The 23,432-nt window shown below is 39.9% G+C and carries 18 protein-coding genes; 11 read left to right on the top strand and 7 right to left on the bottom strand.

Annotated elements, in window-relative coordinates; all coding sequences use genetic code 11:
* Positions 1-54 precede the first annotated feature (54 nt).
* Entirely contained in the window at positions 55-1,914 is a 1,860-nt protein-coding gene (locus tag QE382_RS14975; RefSeq protein WP_307186607.1) for a TonB-dependent siderophore receptor, read from the top strand.
* A 438-nt stretch (positions 1,915-2,352) separates the two neighbouring features.
* Here the strand turns inward: QE382_RS14975 and QE382_RS14970 are convergent, their stop codons facing one another.
* Positions 2,353-2,601, bottom strand: a complete 249-nt coding sequence (locus tag QE382_RS14970; protein WP_209579862.1) for a hypothetical protein — start codon at positions 2,599-2,601, stop codon at positions 2,353-2,355.
* A gap of 278 nt (positions 2,602-2,879) precedes the next feature.
* On the opposite strand from QE382_RS14970, the gene QE382_RS14965 reads away from it, so the two are divergent.
* From QE382_RS14965 to QE382_RS14955, 3 genes are all read left to right on the top strand, one after another.
* Positions 2,880-5,063, top strand: coding sequence for an ATP-binding protein (locus tag QE382_RS14965; protein WP_307186606.1), 2,184 nt, complete (start codon positions 2,880-2,882; stop codon positions 5,061-5,063).
* A 122-nt stretch (positions 5,064-5,185) separates the two neighbouring features.
* Positions 5,186-6,043 carry a helix-turn-helix domain-containing protein gene (locus QE382_RS14960; protein ID WP_307186605.1) on the top strand — a complete coding sequence of 286 codons (858 nt, stop codon included), beginning with the start codon at positions 5,186-5,188 and terminating at the stop codon, positions 6,041-6,043.
* A 218-nt stretch (positions 6,044-6,261) separates the two neighbouring features.
* Positions 6,262-6,624, top strand: a complete 363-nt coding sequence (locus QE382_RS14955) for a response regulator (RefSeq protein WP_307186604.1) — start codon at positions 6,262-6,264, stop codon at positions 6,622-6,624.
* A gap of 95 nt (positions 6,625-6,719) precedes the next feature.
* Here QE382_RS14955 and QE382_RS14950 read toward each other — a convergent pair whose 3' ends face one another.
* The 3 genes from QE382_RS14950 to QE382_RS14940 form a co-directional block, all read right to left on the bottom strand.
* Positions 6,720-7,085 carry a response regulator gene (locus QE382_RS14950; RefSeq protein ID WP_293952593.1) on the bottom strand — a complete coding sequence of 122 codons (366 nt, stop codon included), beginning with the start codon at positions 7,083-7,085 and terminating at the stop codon, positions 6,720-6,722.
* Between the two features lie 5 nt (positions 7,086-7,090).
* Positions 7,091-8,641 (bottom strand): PAS domain-containing sensor histidine kinase, encoded by a 1,551-nt coding sequence (locus QE382_RS14945; protein ID WP_307186603.1) that lies wholly within the window; start codon positions 8,639-8,641, stop codon positions 7,091-7,093.
* Positions 8,642-9,487: 846 nt separating this feature from the next.
* Positions 9,488-9,679: a cold-shock protein gene (locus QE382_RS14940; RefSeq protein ID WP_046676064.1), complete on the bottom strand. Its 192-nt coding sequence runs from the start codon at positions 9,677-9,679 to the stop codon at positions 9,488-9,490.
* A 939-nt stretch (positions 9,680-10,618) separates the two neighbouring features.
* On the opposite strand from QE382_RS14940, the gene QE382_RS14935 reads away from it, so the two are divergent.
* The 5 genes from QE382_RS14935 to QE382_RS14915 all read left to right on the top strand — a co-directional run bounded on the left by QE382_RS14935 (position 10,619) and on the right by QE382_RS14915 (position 18,087).
* A complete protein-coding gene (locus tag QE382_RS14935; RefSeq protein ID WP_286769370.1) occupies positions 10,619-11,143 on the top strand; it encodes an RNA polymerase sigma factor in 525 nt (174 codons plus the stop codon).
* An 83-nt stretch (positions 11,144-11,226) separates the two neighbouring features.
* Positions 11,227-12,285: a FecR family protein gene (locus QE382_RS14930; protein ID WP_286769369.1), complete on the top strand. Its 1,059-nt coding sequence runs from the start codon at positions 11,227-11,229 to the stop codon at positions 12,283-12,285.
* A 5-nt stretch (positions 12,286-12,290) separates the two neighbouring features.
* The gene (locus tag QE382_RS14925) at positions 12,291-15,329 is read left to right on the top strand and encodes a SusC/RagA family TonB-linked outer membrane protein (protein WP_307186602.1); all 3,039 of its coding nucleotides are present in this window, start codon (positions 12,291-12,293) and stop codon (positions 15,327-15,329) included.
* Between the two features lie 94 nt (positions 15,330-15,423).
* Entirely contained in the window at positions 15,424-17,073 is a 1,650-nt protein-coding gene (locus QE382_RS14920; RefSeq protein ID WP_070567086.1) for a RagB/SusD family nutrient uptake outer membrane protein, read from the top strand.
* A gap of 27 nt (positions 17,074-17,100) precedes the next feature.
* Complete coding sequence (locus QE382_RS14915) at positions 17,101-18,087, top strand: metallophosphoesterase (protein WP_307186601.1); 987 nt, start codon at positions 17,101-17,103, stop codon at positions 18,085-18,087.
* Between the two features lie 334 nt (positions 18,088-18,421).
* On the opposite strand, the gene QE382_RS14910 is transcribed toward QE382_RS14915, so the two are convergent.
* Together QE382_RS14910 and QE382_RS14905 are read right to left on the bottom strand one after the other, a co-directional pair.
* Positions 18,422-18,556 (bottom strand): hypothetical protein, encoded by a 135-nt coding sequence (locus QE382_RS14910; RefSeq protein WP_257786987.1) that lies wholly within the window; start codon positions 18,554-18,556, stop codon positions 18,422-18,424.
* A gap of 29 nt (positions 18,557-18,585) precedes the next feature.
* Positions 18,586-19,149: a biliverdin-producing heme oxygenase gene (locus tag QE382_RS14905; RefSeq protein ID WP_070566475.1), complete on the bottom strand. Its 564-nt coding sequence runs from the start codon at positions 19,147-19,149 to the stop codon at positions 18,586-18,588.
* Between the two features lie 320 nt (positions 19,150-19,469).
* Here QE382_RS14905 and QE382_RS14900 point away from each other — a divergent pair, with 320 nt between their 5' ends.
* Positions 19,470-21,035: an MAC/perforin domain-containing protein gene (locus QE382_RS14900; protein ID WP_307186600.1), complete on the top strand. Its 1,566-nt coding sequence runs from the start codon at positions 19,470-19,472 to the stop codon at positions 21,033-21,035.
* A 60-nt stretch (positions 21,036-21,095) separates the two neighbouring features.
* Positions 21,096-21,950 carry a hypothetical protein gene (locus tag QE382_RS14895; protein WP_307186599.1) on the top strand — a complete coding sequence of 285 codons (855 nt, stop codon included), beginning with the start codon at positions 21,096-21,098 and terminating at the stop codon, positions 21,948-21,950.
* 96 nt (positions 21,951-22,046) lie between these two features.
* Here the strand turns inward: QE382_RS14895 and QE382_RS14890 are convergent, their stop codons facing one another.
* Positions 22,047-23,294 (bottom strand): S41 family peptidase, encoded by a 1,248-nt coding sequence (locus QE382_RS14890; RefSeq protein WP_307186598.1) that lies wholly within the window; start codon positions 23,292-23,294, stop codon positions 22,047-22,049.
* Between the last annotated feature and the right edge of the window lie 138 nt (positions 23,295-23,432).

The following is a 23,432-nucleotide window of genomic DNA, read 5'->3' as shown; positions in this document are numbered from 1 at the left end:
GGTTCACTTTAACTTATAATGCTTTTGAAAACGATATATTTAGCGTACGTATTCATGTTTACGCTTGTATTTACCATTTGTAGCAGCACTGCATGGGCGCAATACAAAGATTCACTATTGCCCAAACAGCTTGACTCTGTTTATGTTAACGCACGGTTCAGCGCCAAAGATAAAGCTAGCTTCCAGTCTGCCCGCATGAATATCCCTGACTATGAAAATCCACAGGTAACTGCCAGCGTGGGTAAACACCTCATTAAAAATAGAAACTACACATCCCAGTCGGCGATGCTATCGAATGCGGCGGGTGTAACACCTAGCTGGGCCGGAGTGGCACCTTACTTTACTATTCGTGGATTCCGGACGCGTAGCAATTTTAGAAATGGCTTGAATGCTTATTTACAGTATAGTGATGAAAATAGCAATATCCAGCAAATAGATGTGATAAAGGGGCCGAGCGGTACATTGTTTGGAGGAACAAATATGGCTTTTGGCGGGCTGATCAATGTACTTACGTATGCACCCATTGATAGTAGCTTTATGAATTTTTCGCTGGCTACAGGCAACAATGCTTTGCAGCGCATCAATATTGACCTAAATACGCATTTGGATGCAACCCATAAGTCACTGTTCAGAATGTTTGGTACCTATACGTCCCGAAAGAGTTTTCAGGATGCAGGAATAAACAAAATTATTTTTCTCGCTCCGAGTCTCAGTTATCAGTTAAGTCCGGATCTTAAGGTGAGGTTAGAGGCAGAATTCTTGCGCAGGAATACGACAAATAGTCCTTTGTTCACGCCAGCGAATCCACTCGTCGGTGGAACTTTGAGCAATGTTGAGCATTCTAGCAGCCTGAATTTGGACTACTTTAGATCTTACACCGACAACACTTTGCTATGGCAAACATCTTCGTTGAATTTTTATGCAAAGATAAGTTACACCATTTCTCCGGATTGGCAGTCTGAAACAAACTTGGCCAGTACAAATAGTACATCGAGCGGCGATTATCAAACAAACTTATTGATCAAAAATAATACTGCCGTAACAAGGAGGGTATTGCACTATGATGAGGAGGGTATGCGTAATTATCAGGTGCAACAAAACTTTATCGGTCATTTTAATATAGTGGGGCTGGACAATAAATTGCTGGTCGGTCTTGATTACCACCGCTATAGCTATGCTGCGAATTATAAAAATGCCGGTTATGTCGATACGATATCCATCGCCAATCCTTCGGCTACAGCAAATTTATTGAATGCAGACCTGATCCGTCATCTTGTACTTTCTAAACAGCCCAGCAATTCCGTTGCTCCGCAAAACAGTTATTCGGCTTACATTTCAGATATTATCCATCCAACAGATGCGTTGACATTGATGCTCAGTGCGCGATATGATAGACTGATCAATTTGGGGACGAAAGATTTGCTAACAGGCACGACTACTGCGGATTATAAGCAATCAACTATTACCCCAAAGATAGGGTTCACTTATCAGCTTCTTCCAAAAGTGGCGACATTGTTTGGAAATTATATGAGCGGCTTTCAAAATCTTGCGCCAACGAGCATAAATGGTGTCTTGTATAATTTAAAACCGCAATACGGTAGTCAGCTCGAATCTGGGGTCAAAATAGCGGTTCCTGATCATGCACTCGATTTGACATTGAGTTATTATGCCATCAGCGTACGGAACACCGTAATGACAGATCCTAACGATGCCACGAAGTATACACAGGGGGGGAGGCAATATAGCCGCGGTCTGGAGCTGGATATACAGTCAGAACCCTTACCCAATCTCTTTATACATGTAGGGGGAGCTCACAACATAAGCAAAATAACGGTTGCTGACGCTACAGTGCAGGGTTTGAGACCGGTGAATGCTGGGCCCCAAATGGTCTTCCACATGGTATGTGAGTTATGACCGGCCTTTAGCGAAAGAAAGTAGGTGGAATGTTGGATTGGGGGGGAACTATGTGGGTCAGGATCTAATCATTAACAGCCGAAGTGCGGGGAGTTTTTATACTGATTCCTATATCCTTTGTAATGGTAATATTGGTTATGCATACCGACAACTTAAATGCAATCTGACTGCCGAAAATCTATTTAATACCCGCTATTATTACGGGGGAAGAGGCTTTATCAGCCCAGGGAGCCTGCGCCAGTGTATCTTGTCGATGTCACTGCATTTTTGATAGCTAAATTTAAACGCAACGCTCCAATTATTATGGCATATATATTTATTTATATCACAGTCAATCGCTTGGGTGACTGACTGTGATATAAGTGAATTACTATATGTAGTACGTAGCTATTAAGGCTTAAAATAATACGTTAGAAATTATAAATAGATTAAATGCTATTAGTTATTCAGCTGTAATTTCCCAATAAATGGGCGGCTATCAACTGTCATTATCGCTTCTTTAATGGAATAGCATAATTGATAGTTTTCGCTCAGTATTTTTTTGCTAGATTCTATCTTGTCTTTTTCCACCTTATCAACAATCCATGTTGGGTTTAATGGATCTGAATTAAATTTCGTTATTAATACTGTAAATCCTTCTTTCTGAGCACTGATTAGCGTGTCTTTTGTTATATCTACTATCTTCATAGTGAGACAATATACAAAAAAAATATGAAAGCCCTTTTATCCCTAGCAATAAACTATGCCAACACCATTGTTACAACCGACGGTAGCGATGCCTGATATAGTGCGCTTTTGGGTTTAAAACTGCCAGATGCCGATGAAGATTTCTGCATAGTTTTGTGATGTAAATAGGATAGTTTAACATTCTAATAATTTTTATTAATTTAGCATCATATGATAGCATTGATGGAGAATAGAACTATTGATTTTACCATATTTTTATTTAATGAAATAGTAGGTGTATGCGTGAAGTTAATTGTCATGATGAAAAGATTCATCTTTGTGGTAATATTCAGTCTTTTGGCTATCTATTTATCTTCGAGGATGATAAGTGTGTTGGTGTAAGTGAAAATTGTGCCGTGATTATGGGGGCAGCAAGTTCTACGGTGTTAGGTATGACCGTTGAAGCTGTTCTGGATCATGTCGCACCGTCGTTTGGGCTTCGTGGCGATAAAATTGAACAGGCAGTTTCCCAAAGTCTATTCGCCAGATTTGTCGAACGTGTGACGATTCATCAAAAAGATTACTTTCTCAGTTTATACCGGTATGATGGAAAAATATATCTTGAGATTGAAGATTGTACTCCACAAGCCGTAAAAACAACGAAATTATACTACTACGCCAAGCATTTAGAAGACCAACGTGAAGGGAAATCTTGTTGGCAGGCATTGACCGAACTGATAAAAGATATCATCCACTTTGATAGGGTGATGATTTATCGTTTTATGGAGGATAATAGCGGTCAGGTGATTGCGGAAAGTAGGAGCGAGGAATTAGAATCGCTGTTAAACTATAGGTATCCGGAGTTTGATATTCCAGCACAGGCTCGAGAACTTTACCGTATCTTCCACGCGCGGCATACGGCTGATGTTGATGAAAGAGCAATTCCAATTATGGGCAAGGCTGCAGAAAATTTTGATCTGACACGCTGTAGCTTAAGGGCACTTTCGCCCATGCATTTGCAATACCTTAAAAATGCCGGCGTAAAGGCCAGTGCTAGCTTTAGTATCATTGTCGATAATGAACTCTGGGGACTTGTTGCATGTCAGCATCGGGAACCTATGCATGTGGATCTCTCGCAACGGCATTTATGTACATTGCTGACTCAATATGCTGTAAACCGCTACCTCGCAGATTTTCAGAAAGAACAAGTTCGTTTGCATAAAAGCCTTTCTCAGCTTGAGCATAGTTTAAAAAGTGACTTGTTGGTCAAACGTGACTTGTATGATGTGTTAGAAAATTATGCTAATCGGATCATGGAGGTCATGAATGGGCAGGGGCTCATCATTAAACGCGATCGGGCGATCATGACTGTTGGTGAAGTGCCGGACAGAAAGATCCTCAAAAAGATTGATGAGGAGATTGGAACTAAGGAGTTTTTCGTCACCGATCGATTTAAGTGTACTGGCTTTGGTGACGATGTGGAGATTTTTCCTGGTGTTTTGCGTATTAGCATTTTACCTGTAACGAATTGGTACCTATATGTTTTCAGAAAGGAGCGTTTGATTGAAGAAGTTTGGGCGGGGAAACCAGAAAAAGTGATGCAGATTGACGCCGAAAAAAAGATTGCTTTTCCTTCGCCACGCACTTCGTTTGAAGCGTGGAAGAAGATAACAAAAGGCAAGTCCGAAAAATGGCGTCCTTCAGAACTTGCTTTTATTGAAAATATGACGCATATCATTCAGCAGTCTATTGCGCAACGTGGCGGAGAAATTGACAAACTGAACAGGGAACTGGTGCGCTCAAATAATGCACTTGATACTTTTGGATATACGTTGACCCACGATCTTAAAAATCCATTGACAACCATTCAGCTAACGGCTCAGATGTTGCTATATAAAAAGGATGTCTCTCGGGAGTTTCTCGAAAAGTCAATGAAAAATATTTTGGAAGGAACGCAACTAATGAATGATATGATGGACAAAGTGTATCAAATGTCTAAAGTAAACCATGTTGACTTTGTCTTTGAACCGATCAATCCGCGGTCAAAGATTCTTAATATCGTTGAGAATTGTAAGCAGCAATATCAGGTGTCCCATTTGGAATTTAATATGGGAGAGACATTACAGGTTATGGGGGAGAGAACCTTAATATATCAATTGTTTCTGAATCTTATCGGCAATGCGATAAAATACAGCAGTAAGAAGGAAAATCCAAAAGTCTCTATAAATAGCTTTAGGGATGGGGATACCGTTCGTTATGATGTAAAAGATAATGGAATTGGCATAGATCTGAAGGAGAGTGATAGAATTTTTGAAATTTTTGGACGTATGTCGAATACCGAAGGTTATGAAGGTTCGGGCATTGGTCTATCCATTGTGAAGCAAATCGCTAATAAGCTCAAAGCAACATTGCATGTGGAAAGTGAACTTGGCGTCGGTACTACTTTTTCAGTCACCTTCAATAATGTCCCTGTAGCTATATAGGGACAATGGACGATGTGAATTTTGAAAAAATGGAAACAATCGCTATTATGTATGGGTTCATAATGATATGAGACTTTTTTGGAATCATTATATTAAGAATTTATACCATTACATAATTATATATGCTGAGTGCTGACAAGATGAGTGAATTGCAATATGCTTTTAAGTTGAATCATACCTATTATTTCGACGACTTTAATGATGATGATGAATTTCTGAATGCTACTCAAAAACTGATTGAAGATAAATGCTTCATCATAGTTTTTGGAACAACTAATGATGCAGATGAATTGTACGACAAATTATTATTCTTCAATCAGTATTATTTTCCAGTCTCCGAAATAAAAGGTTATTTAAAAAAAGGCGCTTATTTTGCTTTTCGGTCGGATCTTTTTAAAGGTTATAGCCTGCGGAACAGATTAAAGGATCTTGGATTTCTCGAATACTCAATGCAGGAGTCATTGGTTCTGAAAGACAACCATCAGCGTCTTATTGCGAAGCTCTTCAACTTATTGGTTGAAGAGACCAAAATGCCTCAAAGTGAAATTCATTCGACAATAATCGCTTCCTATCTGAATCTGCTGTTGTACCATATGCAAAGGTTCTACCAACGCTTCATGGAAGATAAATCGGATGAAATTAATGCATTACAGTGTCAATTCTTAAAGGAGCTGTATACATTTTTCGACCAGGAGAGGCGTTGTATGCTAGCACCACCGACCGCTACATTATTATCGAAAAAATTAAATTGTACTGCACGATTTCTTAATGATATCTCGCTAAAGGTGTCGGGAAAGACAGCACAGTATCATATTGAAAATTTTATCGTTACTGCTGCCAAGCAGCTATTAGCTGAAACGGATCTTTCTGTAGCTGAAATAGCGGAACGAATGAAGTTTGAGCATCCGCAGTCGCTTACCCGATTGTTCAAAAGAAAAACACAAATTACCCCGCTCGATTTTAGGATTTCCATTATTTAATTAAACATTCTATCAGCAGCAGCGTCCGACGCTGCTGATAGAATGTTTAATTAAATAAAGCAATTGTTTATCCCATAAATTGACTACCTTGTCGAAATCTCAAAGAAAGATGATATAATAGGTTTGGTAACCAATTATCTGCCCAGCTTAGGTCTATTTTTTTATTCTCTCCTAGACCATATTTTTCAATCATTGCGGTGTTTATAAACAATCAAAAAATGAAAAAGAAAATTGTTATTTGTGATGATGACGTACTTATCCTCAACGTATTAGAGCTGGCTTTAAAAAATGAACTAAGCGATGTTTATCCCGTTATAAAAAGCAGGGAACTTTTAGCCATTGTGGACGAAGTATGCCCTGATATTCTAATATTGGACATTGATATGCCTTGGTTATCCGGTGACGATATCGTACGCGAGCTGAGAAACTCGGAGAAACATGCCGATCTTCCGGTAATCTTGATGTCTGCGAAGTTGCAGCGAAAGCAGATTGCGTCCGAATGTGGAGCTGATGCCTTTTTGTCCAAGCCATTTGAATTGGACGATCTATTCTTATTGGTTGATAAACTAAGTCGACGATAAATTCGCTGATATACTATTTGTATTTAAAATAAAAGCACTTTTGATTAAAAGTGCTTTTATGAAATATAGTGAGCGTATTTCAATGCCTATTTAAACTAATTCTTTAGTATAGTATCAATTTTTTGAGTGATATCTACCAGATCAAAAGGTTTTGCGATAAAACCATTGGCACCTAAACCGCTTGCAATCTCTGGTCCATCCACGCTAGCTGAAAGCACGATGATGGGGGTGTCTTTGATTTCGGGTGTGCTTCGGATCATTTTGATCAGCTGATCACCAGAAATTATTGGCATCCAAAGATCCAATAACAATAGGTCAGGCTGATGGGAAATTAATTGCTTTGTCAGGTTGGTACTATTCGATTCGCATATGACATTAAATCCTTCCATATCTAAAAAAAGTTCCAGCATTTCGAGTATCCCTCGGTCATCATCACAGATCATTATCTTTTTAGTCTGCATATTTTTTATTTATTATTTAGAATGGGTAATGTAAAATTAAAAGTAGATCCTTCACCCAGCTCACTTTCCACCCACAATGTACCGTTGTGATTGACAATGATCTCGTGTGAAACGTAGAGACCGATGCCCAACCCCGGGAATTTTTTCTGTATATGGCTGACGCGGAAAAATCGTTCGAAAATCTTTAATCTGTCCTGATAGCTTATTCCCATACCGTAGTCTCGCACAGACACCTTGACAAAGGTAGCAACCCTATGGATACTAACTTCAATTTTTTTAGATTCTGGAGAATATTTAATAGCGTTTGATAGCAGATTATTGAGCACTTGGATAATCTGTAGTTCGTCGCCCTCCACGATACTATCCGAACTACCTGAAAAATGAATATCAGCGTCAGGAACGGCAAGTCGCATACTCTCTACGGCGTCCTGTATCGTTTTATCGATCTCAAATGGTTCCATGTGCAGTTCCAAATTTCCAGATTGAATTTTAGAAGTATCCAAGAGTTTTGTTATAAGCAGGTTCAACCGATCGATGTAGGCTGCTATTTTATCTAATGTAGAAATAAACTTTGGATCTGTATTGTCGACACTGAGTCGCTGTACAATCTGAAAAAGCCCCTTGATGGTTGTCAATGGCGTTTTGAGTTCGTGGCTTGCGATAGACAAGAAATCATCTTTACGTCGATCTTGCTCTTTCTTTTCAGTGATATCTTCGATCGCGATGAGGATTCGGTCTTTGTATTTTCCTTCGAATTCAACACGATAGGCGTTTAGCAACATCACTTTTCGCCCAATATAAGGGAACGTATGATCCACTTCATAGTCGATCACTGGGTTATTGGTAGGCAGTATCTGTGTAAGCATCTCTTTTAAAGAAGCAATATCCCATTGCTGATTACCCAAATCAAATAACTCCTTTCCTACCGTTTCCTCTGTGGTCACTTTAAAAGAGTTTAAGAAATGCTTGTTGGCGCTTATTACAATATAATTGGCATCTAATACCAACAGGCTCTCTCTAACTGTTTCAATAATGCTGGATAAAAAGCTTTCTTTGTCCTGAAGTTCTTTTGTTCGCTGCTGTATTTTGAGCTCAACATGTGACTTTTCTTCACGAAGATCGTGCTCAGCTTTTTTGCGGTCACTGATGTCATTTTGAACACCGATAAAATGGGTTACCTGATTTTCATCGTTCTTTACCGGGGAAATAAAAAGCTCGTTCCAAAAAAGCGATCCGTCCTTGCGGTAATTACGAATTTCGATTTTGCATTCTTCACCCCGCAGAATCGCTTCTTTGATAATTTTACGTTCTTCTTGCGAACGATCTTGTGCCTGTAAAAAGCGACAGTTGTGACCAATTATTTCATCTTGTGAATATCCACTGATGGTTTCGAAAGCTTTGTTACAATAAATAATAGGGTTGTCAGGCTGCAAATTGTCCGTAATAATAATTCCCGAATAGGCAGAATTCAATGCTTTTAGATAAAGATCTATATCATTGTTCTTGTTTTCGCTACGTTGCTTTGCATTGCTGTTTCCGGAAGGATTTTTTCTCATATACTATAGTATACCATGCTTAACCATGGTGCGCGAATTTAATTTAAAATTCGAAATAAAATGGAAAACTGTAATAACTAATTTTAAATACCGTATAAATGCGGGCAAAAATACTCGGTAACAATAATCGATATGGTTATTGCATTTTACCCTATAATTTTAGAAATATTATCGAGTAAACTAATGAAGGAACAAAGTTCATATTGACGCACAGTGTAAACTTGAGGTGTAACATAGACGATAGGCTTGGTTTTGATGTGCTTGTATTATAACTATGAGTTTATATGGATATATTTAATGTGTTTTTTTTCAAATTTTTATTTTTATTAATATTGTAGATTTTAGCGGGTAAATAATGTCAATTCCATTGTCTTATGGCTTGATCTATAAGTATAAAGAAATCGCATGGAGGCCCTCATAATGTACTTTTTGGTCTTATAGTCTTATAGTATTCCATGTAGGAACAATCCTATTTGAATAATCATCAAAAATTTGAGCCATACAGCAAATAAATGAAAATAGAATTCTTGAATAAAAATCTATATAATTATTATTTACAGCTATATATGTATTTTATGTTCATTAAGTGTGTAAGTTGTAAATTAAGGTGTTTGATTATTGAAAATATAAATAATTTCCGACGTCAGGACCGTCATTATGACGTGACGAAGAAAGTTGCCTAAGCCTGAAGGTTGCTTGAAGGTGGGGTGATTTAAATATACATTATTGAATATTTTTGACGAATTAAATAGCGTTGTGGTATGGCTAATATATAAAAAAAGTGCAACGGTTGCCCGCTGCACTTCGCAAGAAGATAAATAGATATCTTCTTGTGTGTTTACTTAATTATGCGATACGTACGTTAACAGCGTTAACACCTTTTTTACCGTTTTCTACATCAAATGTTACACTGTCATTTTCGCGTACTTCGTTGATTAATCCTGATACGTGTACGAAAATGTCATCTCCACCAGCAGCTGGAGTAATAAAACCAAATCCTTTTGTTTGGTTGAAGAATTTAATAGTTCCTTCTTGCATTGTTTTATATATTATATTAAAGTATTCTATAAATAAATTCGCGTTACGATACGGATATCTTAACCCTATTCAATCGATTTGTATGCAAGAAATGATGTTTGTAGTTTAATGTGCTTGGGTATATTCAAGTTCAAAAAGGTACTTCACCTATTATTTTGACAACAAAAAGTGCTTCTGAAGATGCGAAACTGAGCGGGAAGTGTGGTAACTTTTCGATTTCAGATAAGCAAATGGAGCCGATTATTTATCAAATATAGCTATAATATATTGTTAATCATAGTATATAAAAACTTTTTATTAATATGAATGAGTAATTCTGCCATTAAGTCGTCTTAAAGTTGGATTTAAAGGCAAAATAAATTGGCACATCTTTTTTTTTAACGTGATAACGGAAAGCGTTTATGTTTGTGAAGTGCCTAAAAAAGCAAATAGGATAGCATTATGAATAGTCTTCGGCATCACATCAGCATGTGCCGTCATATTGAACAAGGCGTAGCTTATGGAATCCCCATCGAAAGAATAAGCCACACGTAATAGCGTTTTTGTGCCAATAGCGAGACTCGGAATAGGATTAACTCTGCTTAGAGAAACATGCTAAGAGAGGCTTATATAAAGCGCTATCGTAATCTTTGCCAAATTTATCATAATATAAAATGAATAATCACCTGGTTAAGTATTCGTCGAACACGTTTACCGGACTTGGGTGATGGACTGTACTTTTATTTGCCAGCGATTTTTCAACAATTACGGACTCTGCTTATTATATGATATATTCCAGCATGCAATACTAGGTAGATTTTTGCTTTCTTTTACATAAAATTTGTTCAAGTAAGAATGAATTGCGCTATATGAGATGCTTGTGTATTTGTTTTTTTTTAATTTAATATTGATTTTAACTTAATACTGAGGAAACCTTGTGCTTTTATTTTTGACAGCGCAATGAAACACATTCAGCCTATCAAATCTTCCAGTCAGAAAAGCTTCAATCTCGTATACGAAAAGTACCATCGACAGATTTACGGTTTTGTACTCAAGCGTACGCAATCGGATTATATTGCTGAGGAGGTAACGCAGCTGACCTTTATCAAACTCTGGAACCAAAGAGAGAAGCTCGACGAGCAGCTCAGTATTCTGTTGCAGCTTTTTGGTATGGCGCGGCAAGTCATGATCGATCTGCTGCGCAAGGAGGCGACACGTTTCAAATATGAGGGGCAGACAGCGGCGACACCTTTTACCGATAGTCTGATCAAGGCAATTGAAAATAAAGACCTCTTGCGTATGATGGAAAAAGATATCCAAAATATGCCGACGATGCGTCGGAAGGTCTTTGAACTGAGCCGTAAAGAAGGTCTTTCCCATAAAGAGATTGCTGCTCATTTTTCCATTTCGACAAAAACCGTAGAACAGCATATCAGTAAAGCACTTCTACAGCTCAAACAACATCTTTATTCAATCATGCTATAAGTCCTTTATGTTAAGGATTGACGCCCCTTATTAAATAATTGTTAAGAACTAAGGGATGTCGTGCTGGCCTGCGTAATAGGAGTATGAAGCATGATAAAAAGCAGCATCAGATCAAAAAGAAGATCTGGAAAATGCCCTTCCTCGTGGACGAACTTTTCAAGGACGAAGACTGGGGAAAATTTGATGGTACGGCAATGGAGGAGCCTGTGCCTACGGAAACGATGAAAACGTTTATCCATACTGCCATTCAAAATCAGGAAAAAGCGCAGGATCGCAAGGAATTACGTCGGTATCGGTTGGTAAAATTACTGCGTTACAGTGCCGCAGCTGCAGTTCTCCTTTTCTTTTCCTTTCATTTTATTACCTGGTGGACGAAAGATTCGGTTGTACAGCCGAATGCTCTGCGGTCCGCAGCTAAGCCTGTTATCGAACATAAAGATACCGTCTGGACCTCAATAGAAAATAAAAATCCCCGCAGTATAATCCTGGATCTACCCGATGGATCACATGTACGCTTGTTCGCTCAAAGTCATATTCGCTATGTGAAAAATTTTGTTGACAATGCCCGTGATATAGAACTTACGGGGAAAGCTTACTTTGATGTCGCTTCGGACCCGAAGCGTCCATTTTCAGTGCTTGCCAGCGGAACCAAAACAACAGCGCTTGGTACATCCTTTACGATTAATACCAAATTGAAGCATAAAGCCGTGTCTGTGGCATTACATACCGGTAAGGTGCTTGTATCCTCGCTAACAAACGGTTTCAAACAGGTCTTTTTAGCTGACCCAGGTCAAAAACTGACAGTTGATGCACGAGGGGCAACAACAATTGATGTTGTCAATAAAGAAAAGACCTTGAGCATGCCAGGTCTATCGGCCCCAGCACTGTTAAAGCTGAAAAATACACCAATGCCAGCTGTGCTACAGGCGTTGGAAACAGCATTTAAAAAACAGATCCATTTGGGTGACAAGGGAATTGCTGCTATTCATTATACAGGTGAGATCGATGTGCATCACGATTCATTGAAAGATATCTTGACTACAATCTGCCTGATCAATGAATTGCGCTTTGTCGCCAATGCCGATGGCAGCTATACGCTTTACAAACAGGAAAATACAATTACCGAACATCTAAACAACTAACAGATATGCTCAACAAGAAAAATCCACAAAAAAAGAACCTGCTTATTTTTGCGTTGCTTTCCGCTGGACTTACCAACGTACATGCGCAGCAGCAACAAGTGAAGGGAGCTGTACAAAATGAAAAGGGCGAGTTTCTCCCTGGTGTCAGCGTTAAGGCAATTCAGGTCAATGGAGGTCCAACTGTGACGACCAGTACGAATAGCCAGGGACTATTCCATTTTCAGAATTTAGTAGAACATGCAGGCTATCAATTTGTGTTTTCGGCTGTAGGATTTCAGTCCGATACCTTATCGGGTTATGTCGTCGAAGCAAGAAAGCCTTTGTCGTTGAGTGTGAAGCTTCAGCAGAGTGCAGTTAAACTGGATGAGGTCGTTATTGGTTATGGCCGTGTATCCAGAAAGGATCTGACGAGTTCCATCAGCACTATTAAAGCCGAAGATGCTAACGTTGGCGTATTTACTTCGCCAGCACAGATGCTGCAGGGGAAAGTTGCCGGCCTGACAATTTCGAGCAATAACAGCAATCCCAATGCTACACCTTCCGTTAGTCTTCGGGGAGCTTCAACTTTGCGTAGTGGTGAAGCGATGGAGCCCTACTATGTGATCGACGGCGTCCCGGGCGCATCCCTGGCCTTGGTGGCGCCAGATGATATTGCCTCGATTGACGTACTGCGTGATGCCTCAGCAACCGCAATTTACGGCTCAAAAGCGGCCAATGGGGTGATTATTGTCACAACTAAGCGTGGGAAATCAGGGCAGACCAACATCAATTACAACGGTTATCTGGCGATCGATAAGGTGGCTAAGCATTATGAGATGATGAATGCAGTGCAATATAGGTCCTATGTTAATGACAATGGATTTTCGATGGAACCAACTGACGACCTGGGGGCAGATACCGATTGGCAAAGAACGGTGGAGCGGACAGGGGTATCGAACAACCATAATATATCCATTCTTGGCGGTGCAGAAAAAACACAGTATAGCATTAGTCTCAATACCATCAAAAACAATGGGGTTATCAAAGGTACAGATATGGGGCGTCAGATTGCTCGCGCATTTTTGCAGACCAAGGCACTTAATGACCGGTTGACAGCATCTTTCAATATCAACGCAAGTATCACCAAGCAGAATGATGTGCTCGCTTTGGATCAAGGACTCAGCGTATATGATGCAATGTACTATTATCTGCCTGTATCGCCGATCCGAAATGCCGATGGCTCATGGTTTGAAAAACCCGACCGTTCGCAATATGCCAATCCACTTTCCTTAATTGAGGAGAATACAAATTTTTCTAAAACGAAGGTTCTTCAGGCACATGCCAAACTGGGCTATGAGATCTTGCCGGGGCTGACCTATAATATTGACCTTTCGTTGCAAAATAGGCAGTTCAATAACGCGCAATACTACGCGATGTCTTCGATGGCTGCACGTGGCCAAAATGGCAAATCTATCCGTGCCGCAGTAGAAGATGAACGCAAAGTGATGGAAATGAACCTGAGCTATGAAAAGACATTTGCCGGAAAGCACAAAGTAGCTGCACTGGCCGGTTATTCATGGGAGGAGAACAACAATAACGATGGCTTTCAATTGACGACTTCCGATTATTATAACGATGATTTAAGTTACTATAACCCTGGGATGGCGAATGTCGTTGATTTGTTGGGCTTTGGGAACTATTATCTTTCCACCTTGCGTATGATATCTGTTTATGGCCGTGTGAATTATGCCTATAATAGCAAGTATCTCCTACAGGCGACGGTAAGACGTGATGGATCTTCGGCTTTTGGGTCGAACAATCGTTGGGCGACCTTTCCATCGGTTTCTGCAGCTTGGCGCCTGTCGGAGGAATCGTTCATCCGTGAAAGCGGAATTATTGATGATTTGAAGTTACGTGCAGGTTATGGTGTGAGCGGCAACTCGCTGGGTTTTGATGCTTTTACTGCGCAGTCTGTTCGCGGTGCCTCATCCAAGTTTTTCGATTATGTCAGTGCCGATGGTCAGGTAAGCCCATTGCGCACTTTGATGGTGCTTCGCAATAGTAACCCGAACCTCAAATGGGAAACCACCAGCATGATTAATCTAGGCTTGGATTTCGGATTTTTGAAAAATCGCCTGACAGGATCGTTGGAGGTCTATAAAAAGAAAACAAGCGACCTGATTTATGATTATCAGGTAAGCAAATCGAAATATATTTACCCAACGCTGACGGCCAATGTCGGTGAAATTGAGAACAAGGGGATCGAACTGAGTCTAAATGCAAAGGCCATTGATAAAGAAGATTTCAAATGGAATACCGGACTGGTGCTATCGCACAATACCAATAAGGTGGTGAGCATTGCTAACGAGCAGTTTACGCAGGATTATGTCGAATTGTCGGATCTTGGGGGAGCTGGCCAGACCAATATTTTTCAACAACGACTAACACCTGGCGCGCCTATCGGTCAGTTCTATACCTGGGAATGGGCAGGCTACAACGATGAAGGTGTGTCGGTATTCTATACCCGAGATGAGAAAACGGGTGAGCGTACAGGCGAAACAACCACAACGCCACAGAAGAAAGATCAGGCTGTGACGGGAAGTCCACAGCCCAAGTTGACACTGGGTTGGAACAATAGTTTTTCGTATAAGAATTTTTCGTTAAACGGAATGTTTCAAGGTGCTTTTGGACAGAAAATTATGAACGCTACCCGGGCGCGTCATTCCAACGTTGTCGGTAATGCAGGGCAGAAAAACGTGCTTGCCAGCGTCGTGGAAACCGAACGCATGACGGATATCAATGCACATTACCTATCGGATCGTTACCTGGAAAATGGAAGCTACCTGCGCCTGGCTTATGTTACGTTGGCCTATACGATACCGATGAAAAATATACCGATTAAAAACCTAAGGGTATATGCAACGATGAATAACGTGTTTATGCTGACGAAGTATAAAGGCATTGATCCCGAGGTGGGCTTGGGAGGCTTGACACCGGGGATCGATAACCGCCAGACCTACCCACGTACACGTACGTTTATGTTTGGCCTTAATTTTAATTTATAAGACGGCGCTGTGGGATGGAAAACTTCTTATCGAAACAATCCTGTTGACATAAATGGAGTATGCCACATGGCCTATAGAACAAGAAATAATTTATATGAAACCAACACTATTTATTCGCTTATTTACTTTATCGGCATTGAGTTTTTCGCTGGGATCTTGTACCGATCTGGATGTTGATATAAAATCACAGCTGACGGAATTTCCAGATTCGGAACGTGCAGCGGAGGCAATTCTTGCTGATGTATATGCAGCTTACCGTGGCGCAATGGGGCGCGATCATTGGATGGCCCAAACACTCTCAGCAGATGAGGCCGTGAGTGTTTCCATGGGGACAGACTGGTTTGATGGCGGTCGATACCGCGAATTCCATCTGCACAATTGGAACGCAGACAACGGCCTCTTACCAAGTATCTGGAACGATGCTTCCACTGGAATCACCTTAGCCAATAATGCCATTGCATTATTCGGGGAAGATAAAGAAAAGCTGACGGCACCTGCTCGCGCAATCCGTGCTTATTATTATTTTATACTGATGGATAATTTTGGCGCCGCACCGTTGATCACAGGGCCTGTTGATGCTGTCCCCGCACGTTCAAGCCGTGCTGAAATTTGCCGTTTTATTGAGGCCGAATTGCTTGCGGTGAAGGATTTGTTACCGACCACGGTTTCTGTAGCAACCTATGGAAAAGCAACGAAATATATGGCCGAAGCATTGCTGGCTAAGTTGTACCTCAACTGGGCTGTTTATACGGCTACCGATGTAGCCAATTACAATCCAAGTACACAAAATGAAAAATTAAATGATGTGGTTGCGATGTGCGACCAGATTATTTCCTCAGGACAGTTTAACCTGACAAGCCATAAGTTTATGGCCAAGTTTCGCCCCGATAATGGTTATCAGGTAAAGGATTTTATATTTGCCATACCCTATGATCGTGAAAAACAGCAGGGTATGACTTATTCGCGCTTCTGGATACATCGCAGTGCTCAAAATCAGTTTGCAACATTGCCTCAAAGTGTTGGGGGGACTTTTCGTGTATTACCGAGTTATTTGGAGAAATTTAATCTGGCAGGCGACGAAAGGAACGCCTCATACATCGGTGGTAAGCAATATTATTGGTCAAATTATACAGAAGATAAGACTCGGCCTTTTCTGATCAGAACTTCCAAACGCGGCATAGATCAGGATTATAATGCTGCGGATGCAGATGCGCAGTTTGATTGGCACCTGGAGACCACTAAAGAAATTACTTTGCGTTCGGATGGTGCGGCCACGCTGAATGTGGGTAACGACCAAAAGGGGCGCTCAATGGGGTACAGATCCATTAAGTTTTATATGGACGTAGCCGTTACATCAGCCAATCAGCGTAATCAGAGCAATGATGTACCTGTATTTCGCTATGCCGATATCTTGTTGATGAAAGCGGAGGCTATACTCCGTGGGGCTGCTGCCACCAATGGTCAGACTGCACAATCCCTGATTAATCAGATCCGTACCTATGTCAATGCACCTGTACTCACGGCAGCCCCAAATCTGCAAGATCTATTGGATGAGCGTGCACGAGAGTTTGCCGATGAGTCCTGGCGTAGAAATGATCTGATCCGTTACGGAAAATTTGAAGATAACTGGGGATTCCGATCGCTGTATCCTGCCGGCATGAGCGAGAAGTTCCGTCGTATTTTTCCCGTACCGACAACTGTATTAAACGTAAACACCCACTGGCAACAGAATCCGGGTTATTAAGATCTATTGATGAAACGCAGAACTTTTATGAAAAATTCCCTGGGCACGGCGATTACAGCCGGCCTGGGAGGAATTACGCTCAGCAGCTTGGGGCTGACAAAACCCACGCAACTTGAAAGCGAAGATATACGACAGCTTTTAAAGCCCAAAGATGCTTATGATCTTCATTTTATGGCTGTAGGCGACTGGGGACGTAACGGTGCTGACCATCAGTTGGCCGTAGCAGAACAGATGGGCAAATGGGCCGATCAGCATCCCAATGATTTTATCATTTCTACCGGTGATAATTTTTATCCTTCCGGCGTGGTAAGCGAACATGATCCCTTGTGGCATTATTCGTTTGAAAATATCTATACCGCATTTTCGCTGCAATGGGACTGGTATCCCATTTTGGGAAACCACGATTATAAATCAGATCCCGATGCACAGGTACGTTATAGTACGATCAGCAGACGTTGGAAGATGCCTGCGCGTTATTACAGCAAGACATTTGCGCTTAAGGATGGAAAAAAAGTACTGATGGCCTTTATCGATACTAACCCGATGATTCCTGAATTTTACAGTAACAGCGAGTATGGACCGCATGTAGCGGGACAGCAACCGGAGAAACAGCTGGCCTGGCTGGATCAGCTACTGGAAAATTCGGATGAACATTGGAAAATTGTCATCGGCCACCATCCCTTGTATACGGCAGGACCGCGTACAACGAATTATGATACGCTGGCTGTACGAAAGGTCCTGGAATCTATTTTTGAAAAGCGGGGAGTCGATATTTACCTTTCTGGACATGAGCATTCCCTGCAGCATTTGAAAGTTGAAGGCAAGAAGTTTCATCAGTTTATCTCGGGAGCGGGATCCGAAGTAACCCCGGTGAAGACAGATCTACCGTATGGCCGTTTTGCGAAAGATCAATACGGGTTCTTCTCTTTCTCGATCAGTAGCGAAGAAATAGCTTGTCAGGTTATCAGTCATGAGGGGATGGAGCTGTATCGGACAGTGCTTACAAAAGTATAAGGTCAGAGGGCAGGAGGTGTGGAGCAGATTCGTACCTGCTTCGTACCTTATTCGGATGCGATACAGATATTGTACAGCTGCTGAACAGCTATTGTACAGACCCTGAACAGGAATTACCTGGTCAGAATTTGGTCAATAATGATCAGCAGATTGTGGAGCTCCGAAGGTGGTCCGAACACAATACGAATACAACCCGAATACATTGGCGCTTGAGGTAAAAAAAACAGACTAGTCTGGGCTAAAAAAGCGGATTGGATTGAAAAAGGTCTGATTGAATAGAAGCATTCATCTAACATACTTTTTTGAGCGTTAGATGAATGCTTCATACGTTGTGTTAAATAGATATGCTGCAGGACTTCGCTGCGAAAAAGAATACAGCGAGCCATACAAGTCCTTTGGCCAGAAAGAAGAGAAATGCTCCAATTCCGGCACGCTTAAGCCATTTAGATTTGTTGTCTTTTTGCTCCATTTATGGGATTAAACACGAACACTCCAATTTTAGTTCGCACTGGCAATAGGAGTGAATACTTCGCCAAAGTTATAAAAAGTTTGGTTAGCAATCTCTACTGCGCGATCATAAGTTGCCGGATCTTCTGAATATTTGTTTAATACCGCTGTAAATCCAGCCCACATGTCACGGCTATTTTCGCCATAACCTTCGAAGAAAGAAGTTCCTTTGGTAACGCCATATTTATTGAGCATCTGCACGATATACGGGCCGCCCATGATTGAACCTTCCAAAACATATAATGATGCAAGTGCTTCCTGTACATTGGCTACCGCTGGAGCGTTTGCTTCTGGAAGGTTGTCTACGTTACCACCCAAAGCTTCGATATCGCTTTTAATGTACGATGAATTACGGCGTTCGGCCAAATCTGGCAATACTTCTGCGGTTACGAAAGGAGCGATGCGATCTTCTACAGCACGGAAATAAGCATAGAAGCCTTTCAATACTTCTGCGTAATCTGCTTCTGAACGAATATTTTTCAATTGGCGCACGATCGTTCCTTCTACGTTTTGGTGAGCTGCGTGCGTTTGCTCTTTGATATGTTGACTTAACATGTTCTTGTTTTTATTTATAACGATTCTATACAAAGATTCGTATTTATTTCTACAAATGTATGCTGTTTTCTGCTTTATCATCTATGAAAAACGCTTTTAATTTAAATTGGAAATATTATTGTTATATATTCGATGTTATTAATGTAAGGGAGTTTTTATTTTTAATAAACTATTTTTTTTAATAAAGTAGGATATGTATATATATATTTTAGTGTTATTAAATTTATGTGATAATTTAATGTTATTTTAATTTAATTTTTAATTGGAATGATTATAAATAAGTGTATATTTGACCAAGTTAACATATAATTATTTAAACAATGAAAAGGATATTTTTTGGTGTAGCATTGCTTATGCTATCATGTTTTAGTTCTTGTAAAAAGGACATTCCTAGTGATGTAATCGGAACAAGCCAACGGTCTGCAGGGGATAAAGATCTTGATTTATTAGGGCATGGATACAATGCTTTAGGTAGATTTGCTAATGAGCAGGATGGAAAAGGATTGGTAATTGATGTAAAGAAAATCAGGTCTGAACAAGCGAATAGAATTGAAGTAGGGACATTAAGCTATCAAAATTTTAATGTCAATTCGGCTGAAGACTCAAGAACGTATATTAAGAATATATTAACTAAAATAAATATAGATACAAAATATTTACTATTTAGCTCGACGCTGAGAAGCACATTTACGGATTACGATTCTACTGAAACCACTTATTCTTATGCTTCGGTTGATAAGCTAGTAATTACAAAGAAATTGGCTATTATTATGGGGATAGATGAAATAAAAAGTAATTATCTCTCTGCCAATTTTTTGAGTGACTGTGAGACAATGAGCCCGCAAGATATTATTAAATATTATGGGACACATGTATTGCGTGATATTACATTAGGCGGGAAAATTTCCGCGACCTATAGATCCCAAATAAGTAGTAGTGACAAAAAGCACAAAGTAGAAATTGGTGTAAAAGCTGGCGTATTTAAAGTTTTTGGCTTAGGAATGTCCGTAGGGGGTGGTACAAATATTAATGAGAGTGAATTGACTGAGAATAAAAATCAAACCTTAACTTATTCTGCAGTGGGTGGAAACCCTTCAATAAATATTGCTGGTACAGTAAACTTGGCTCCAGGAACCACAATACCTACAATAGATTTAACGGCTTGGCAAAATAGTGTTGACTTAAGTAACTCGCATTTAATTGATATAGCACAAGATGGTTTGATACCAATATATGAGCTAGTACCAGGTTATAAAGGCGTGTTGGTAAAGGAATATTTTATGAAAAATATCAATAAATTAACTAGGACAGTTGATTTTCTTAATGTAGGTGAAATGGTCTATTATGAACAAACGACTTGGCCAGTCAATATTCCTCATCATTTTTTATTGTTAAATTTCCCTGATGGCTATAAGTTCATTTCTTATACTAACAGTCACACTCACACTTTTAATAAAAGCTTCTTTTCAAAAGTTGATTTATTTGGGGCTAATAATGTTGAGTACAATGTAAAAGATCCATTTCTTAATGCATTGATTCCTGCAAATGCATCTGATAGCCAACTTTCATTGGAACAGTGGTTTGAAGCAGGTGACAATCTTGATAAAACGTTTCAGTCTAACGGAATAATATCATTAATGAGCCAATTCAATTTAAATATTTTCCCACAAAAAGATTGGGGATTGGATTTAGTTCAAGTTATTTCTACAAGTAAATATTATGTTCGTTGGAGACAGTATACTAAGGCTAATGCAAATGATTATCAAAATTTTATCGAAGTTTTGTACCCTATAGTGGATGCCGACATCGCTCGATATGGATTTAGTAAACAATATTTAAAGCAGATTTCTAGTACAGGAACTGCTACAATAGGCAAATCTTTTTAAGCTTAAAATCGTCCATCTTTCCTAGTTATGATATTTAGAATATTACTCTGTTTTCTCCTAATGAACATAACTTGGAAAGATTCTTTTTCACAAGTAGTTTTAGATTACTCATTAAGGCCTAAAGTTTCTCGTGAAAATTTCTCGTGGAATATCGCCGGCAATTCCCAAGGTGAGAAGCCAAATATTTTGTCAGAATTGTTGTGGAAAAATAACATGCGTGTTGGCGCTGATTTACAATTAGGGATTAAGTTAAAAAGAAAATTTACAGCTGAAATTACTTATGATTTTGCAAAAACTAGATCCGGAATAGTTAGGGATATCGATTACTCTGCAGATAATCGTAAAGGAATAACTAGTAATGAAACCTATGATAGCGATGTGGGAAATGGACAGACCTTTAATATAAAGCTAGGGTATAATGTACACATGCAGCGTAAAGAGCTAGACATTTACGCTGTTATGCAACTACAAAAAAACAGTTATTCCCTTATTGATAACATGGAAAAGTTATCTAGTACTTATAATAACCGAATTTTAGGTGCTGGTATCGGAGCAATTTTTTTTCTTCCATTTTCTGGTTCGTTTGACTTCAATATCCTCTTTCAAGCTAGAATGAGCCAATATAATGCGGATGCAAATTGGAATTCAAGAAGTGATTTTGCTCATCCGAAAAGTTTTGAGCATGATATACCTATTGTGGAATGGGATAATGAAGTTAGGCTTAATTACAGACTCACTAATTTTTTAAAGATTGGCGTTTTTACTGGTTTTTCTAGCTATAACAATATTGGCAAAGGAATAGATAAATTGTATTACAATGATGGCCATATAAGTTTTACGAGATTAAATGAAGTTAAGTCTCATTCCATATCTGCTGGACTGTCAGTGTTATACTCTGTTTATTTTAAAAACTAAGACCTCCTCTTGGTTTAAGCCGGTAGTGAGAAATGTGATTGTCCATATTGATAATCACATTTTTAATATTAACATCTAAACTCGGATTGCTCCTAACTACTTTAACCTAAAATTTGTTTTAAGTAGCAAATTTTCGTCTGCTGGCATCGAAAAATAAGTAGCCGACGAAACTGCTGTGAGATTTTCATCTTTTGTAATGTCCTTTAGCGCTGCTGCAAGCCAGGCTTCCTTTGGGTCTCCGGGATGGCGGGAGCTTTCGACCGGAGCTAAAGGCAGGTCTACAGGTATGCCATCAAAATAATCGGACCATCCATCAGCATTCCGGATGAGAAATGAGGCTAGGTAAATATCGAAAGCTCCTACGCGTATGGAAAAAAAGCCGACGGGTTTACCAAACGTCTGCTGACCAATAAGGCGTATCGGAATATAAGGTCTGAAGCTGCTGATCAGTAATTCACTTGCCGAAGCCGTGCGTTCCGATACAATGCATGACAGCTGCTGTAAAGAATTGAAATGTCCCTTTTTGATAAAGTAATGCGTATTGGCTTTTTCCCTATAATCCACATCGGCGAGGGTGGCAGGGCGTCCTTTGTATTGGACCACGTTGCCACTTGCATCCAGATAGGGTTGGTTGAGGAGTAGTTTTGCTTTGCCTTGCTGTACAGTCGGATGAAATTGTTCGCTGAACATAACTTTTTTATCCAGTTTGGCTGGGCTAATGAGGTTGGCTAAATATTCTGCCGTTTCCACATAACCGCCACCGTTATGTCGTAGATCGAGGATTAAGTGAGTAACTTGCTGCTGTGCGAGTTCGGCCGCAAGTTGATCCAGTTCGGCCTTCACTGTCTGGAGCTGAGGAAAAGAGGGAATGTAAACATAAGCAATCCGTTTGTTTCCCGCAGACCAGTAGGACAGGTGTGTAGCATACCTGTAGGGTGTTTCTATGCTGGCCATGTGACCGCTACTTTTCTTGTCGTTACGACGACGCTCCAGATATGAATATTTGGGTTTATTGGGGATGGTCGACAATTCGTAAGGTCTATCTTTCTTGTGCAAAGCGTATTGGCTGAGGGCAAAAAGTGCCCGCTCATAAGCCGTTTGTTCGGGGTCTATCTGTGCATATTTCGTCCGCGGATCAAAAGTAGTATATGAAGGGAGAGCTTCCTGCCAGCGGTATAGCTGTTTGGCGTATAGGTAGATTGAGTCGAGCGTCAATTCTTTTTTTGTTCCTGTTTTTGGACTAATAAATTCATCGGGCAGAGTTGTTGTTTTACTGCCGTTCTGACAAGCTGTTATAGCAGTTATTGTAACTAATAGACCAACTATTGGGCGGATTCGACTCATGATTTGATGCGCATTTTGTTCCTTATGTCCGTAGTAGCTTCGCTACAAAATGGGTAATTATCTGAAATTTAATACTTTTTTACTTTTTTATTTCATATAAAAGCCTAATTTTGTGCCAATTTATTTAATTTTTGATGC

Origin of the sequence: Sphingobacterium zeae (assembly GCF_030818895.1) — a bacterium.
Lineage (GTDB): Bacteria > Bacteroidota > Bacteroidia > Sphingobacteriales > Sphingobacteriaceae > Sphingobacterium > Sphingobacterium zeae.
The sequence above is the reverse complement of the archived record's forward strand: the minus strand, read 5'-3'. Positions and strand labels throughout refer to the sequence as shown.

Bases quoted from the DNA above. Each gene is read 5' to 3' on its own strand.
- QE382_RS14920 (WP_070567086.1), top strand. From the start codon at position 15,424: ATGAAACCAACACTATTTATTCGCTTATTTACTTTATCGGCATTGAGT.
- QE382_RS14970 (WP_209579862.1), bottom strand. From the start codon at position 2,601: ATGAAGATAGTAGATATAACAAAAGACACGCTAATCAGTGCTCAGAAA.
- QE382_RS14955 (WP_307186604.1), top strand. From the start codon at position 6,262: ATGAAAAAGAAAATTGTTATTTGTGATGATGACGTACTTATCCTCAAC.
- QE382_RS14900 (WP_307186600.1), top strand. From the start codon at position 19,470: ATGAAAAGGATATTTTTTGGTGTAGCATTGCTTATGCTATCATGTTTT.
- QE382_RS14930 (WP_286769369.1), top strand. From the start codon at position 11,227: ATGAAGCATGATAAAAAGCAGCATCAGATCAAAAAGAAGATCTGGAAA.
- QE382_RS14915 (WP_307186601.1), top strand. From the start codon at position 17,101: ATGAAAAATTCCCTGGGCACGGCGATTACAGCCGGCCTGGGAGGAATT.
- QE382_RS14895 (WP_307186599.1), top strand. From the start codon at position 21,096: ATGAACATAACTTGGAAAGATTCTTTTTCACAAGTAGTTTTAGATTAC.
- QE382_RS14940 (WP_046676064.1), bottom strand. From the start codon at position 9,679: ATGCAAGAAGGAACTATTAAATTCTTCAACCAAACAAAAGGATTTGGT.
- QE382_RS14925 (WP_307186602.1), top strand. From the start codon at position 12,291: ATGCTCAACAAGAAAAATCCACAAAAAAAGAACCTGCTTATTTTTGCG.
- QE382_RS14965 (WP_307186606.1), top strand. From the start codon at position 2,880: ATGCGTGAAGTTAATTGTCATGATGAAAAGATTCATCTTTGTGGTAAT.
- QE382_RS14910 (WP_257786987.1), bottom strand. From the start codon at position 18,556: ATGGAGCAAAAAGACAACAAATCTAAATGGCTTAAGCGTGCCGGAATT.
- QE382_RS14890 (WP_307186598.1), bottom strand. From the start codon at position 23,294: ATGAGTCGAATCCGCCCAATAGTTGGTCTATTAGTTACAATAACTGCT.
- QE382_RS14935 (WP_286769370.1), top strand. From the start codon at position 10,619: ATGAAACACATTCAGCCTATCAAATCTTCCAGTCAGAAAAGCTTCAAT.
- QE382_RS14950 (WP_293952593.1), bottom strand. From the start codon at position 7,085: ATGCAGACTAAAAAGATAATGATCTGTGATGATGACCGAGGGATACTC.
- QE382_RS14975 (WP_307186607.1), top strand. From the start codon at position 55: ATGTTTACGCTTGTATTTACCATTTGTAGCAGCACTGCATGGGCGCAA.
- QE382_RS14945 (WP_307186603.1), bottom strand. From the start codon at position 8,641: ATGAGAAAAAATCCTTCCGGAAACAGCAATGCAAAGCAACGTAGCGAA.
- QE382_RS14960 (WP_307186605.1), top strand. From the start codon at position 5,186: ATGCTGAGTGCTGACAAGATGAGTGAATTGCAATATGCTTTTAAGTTG.
- QE382_RS14905 (WP_070566475.1), bottom strand. From the start codon at position 19,149: ATGTTAAGTCAACATATCAAAGAGCAAACGCACGCAGCTCACCAAAAC.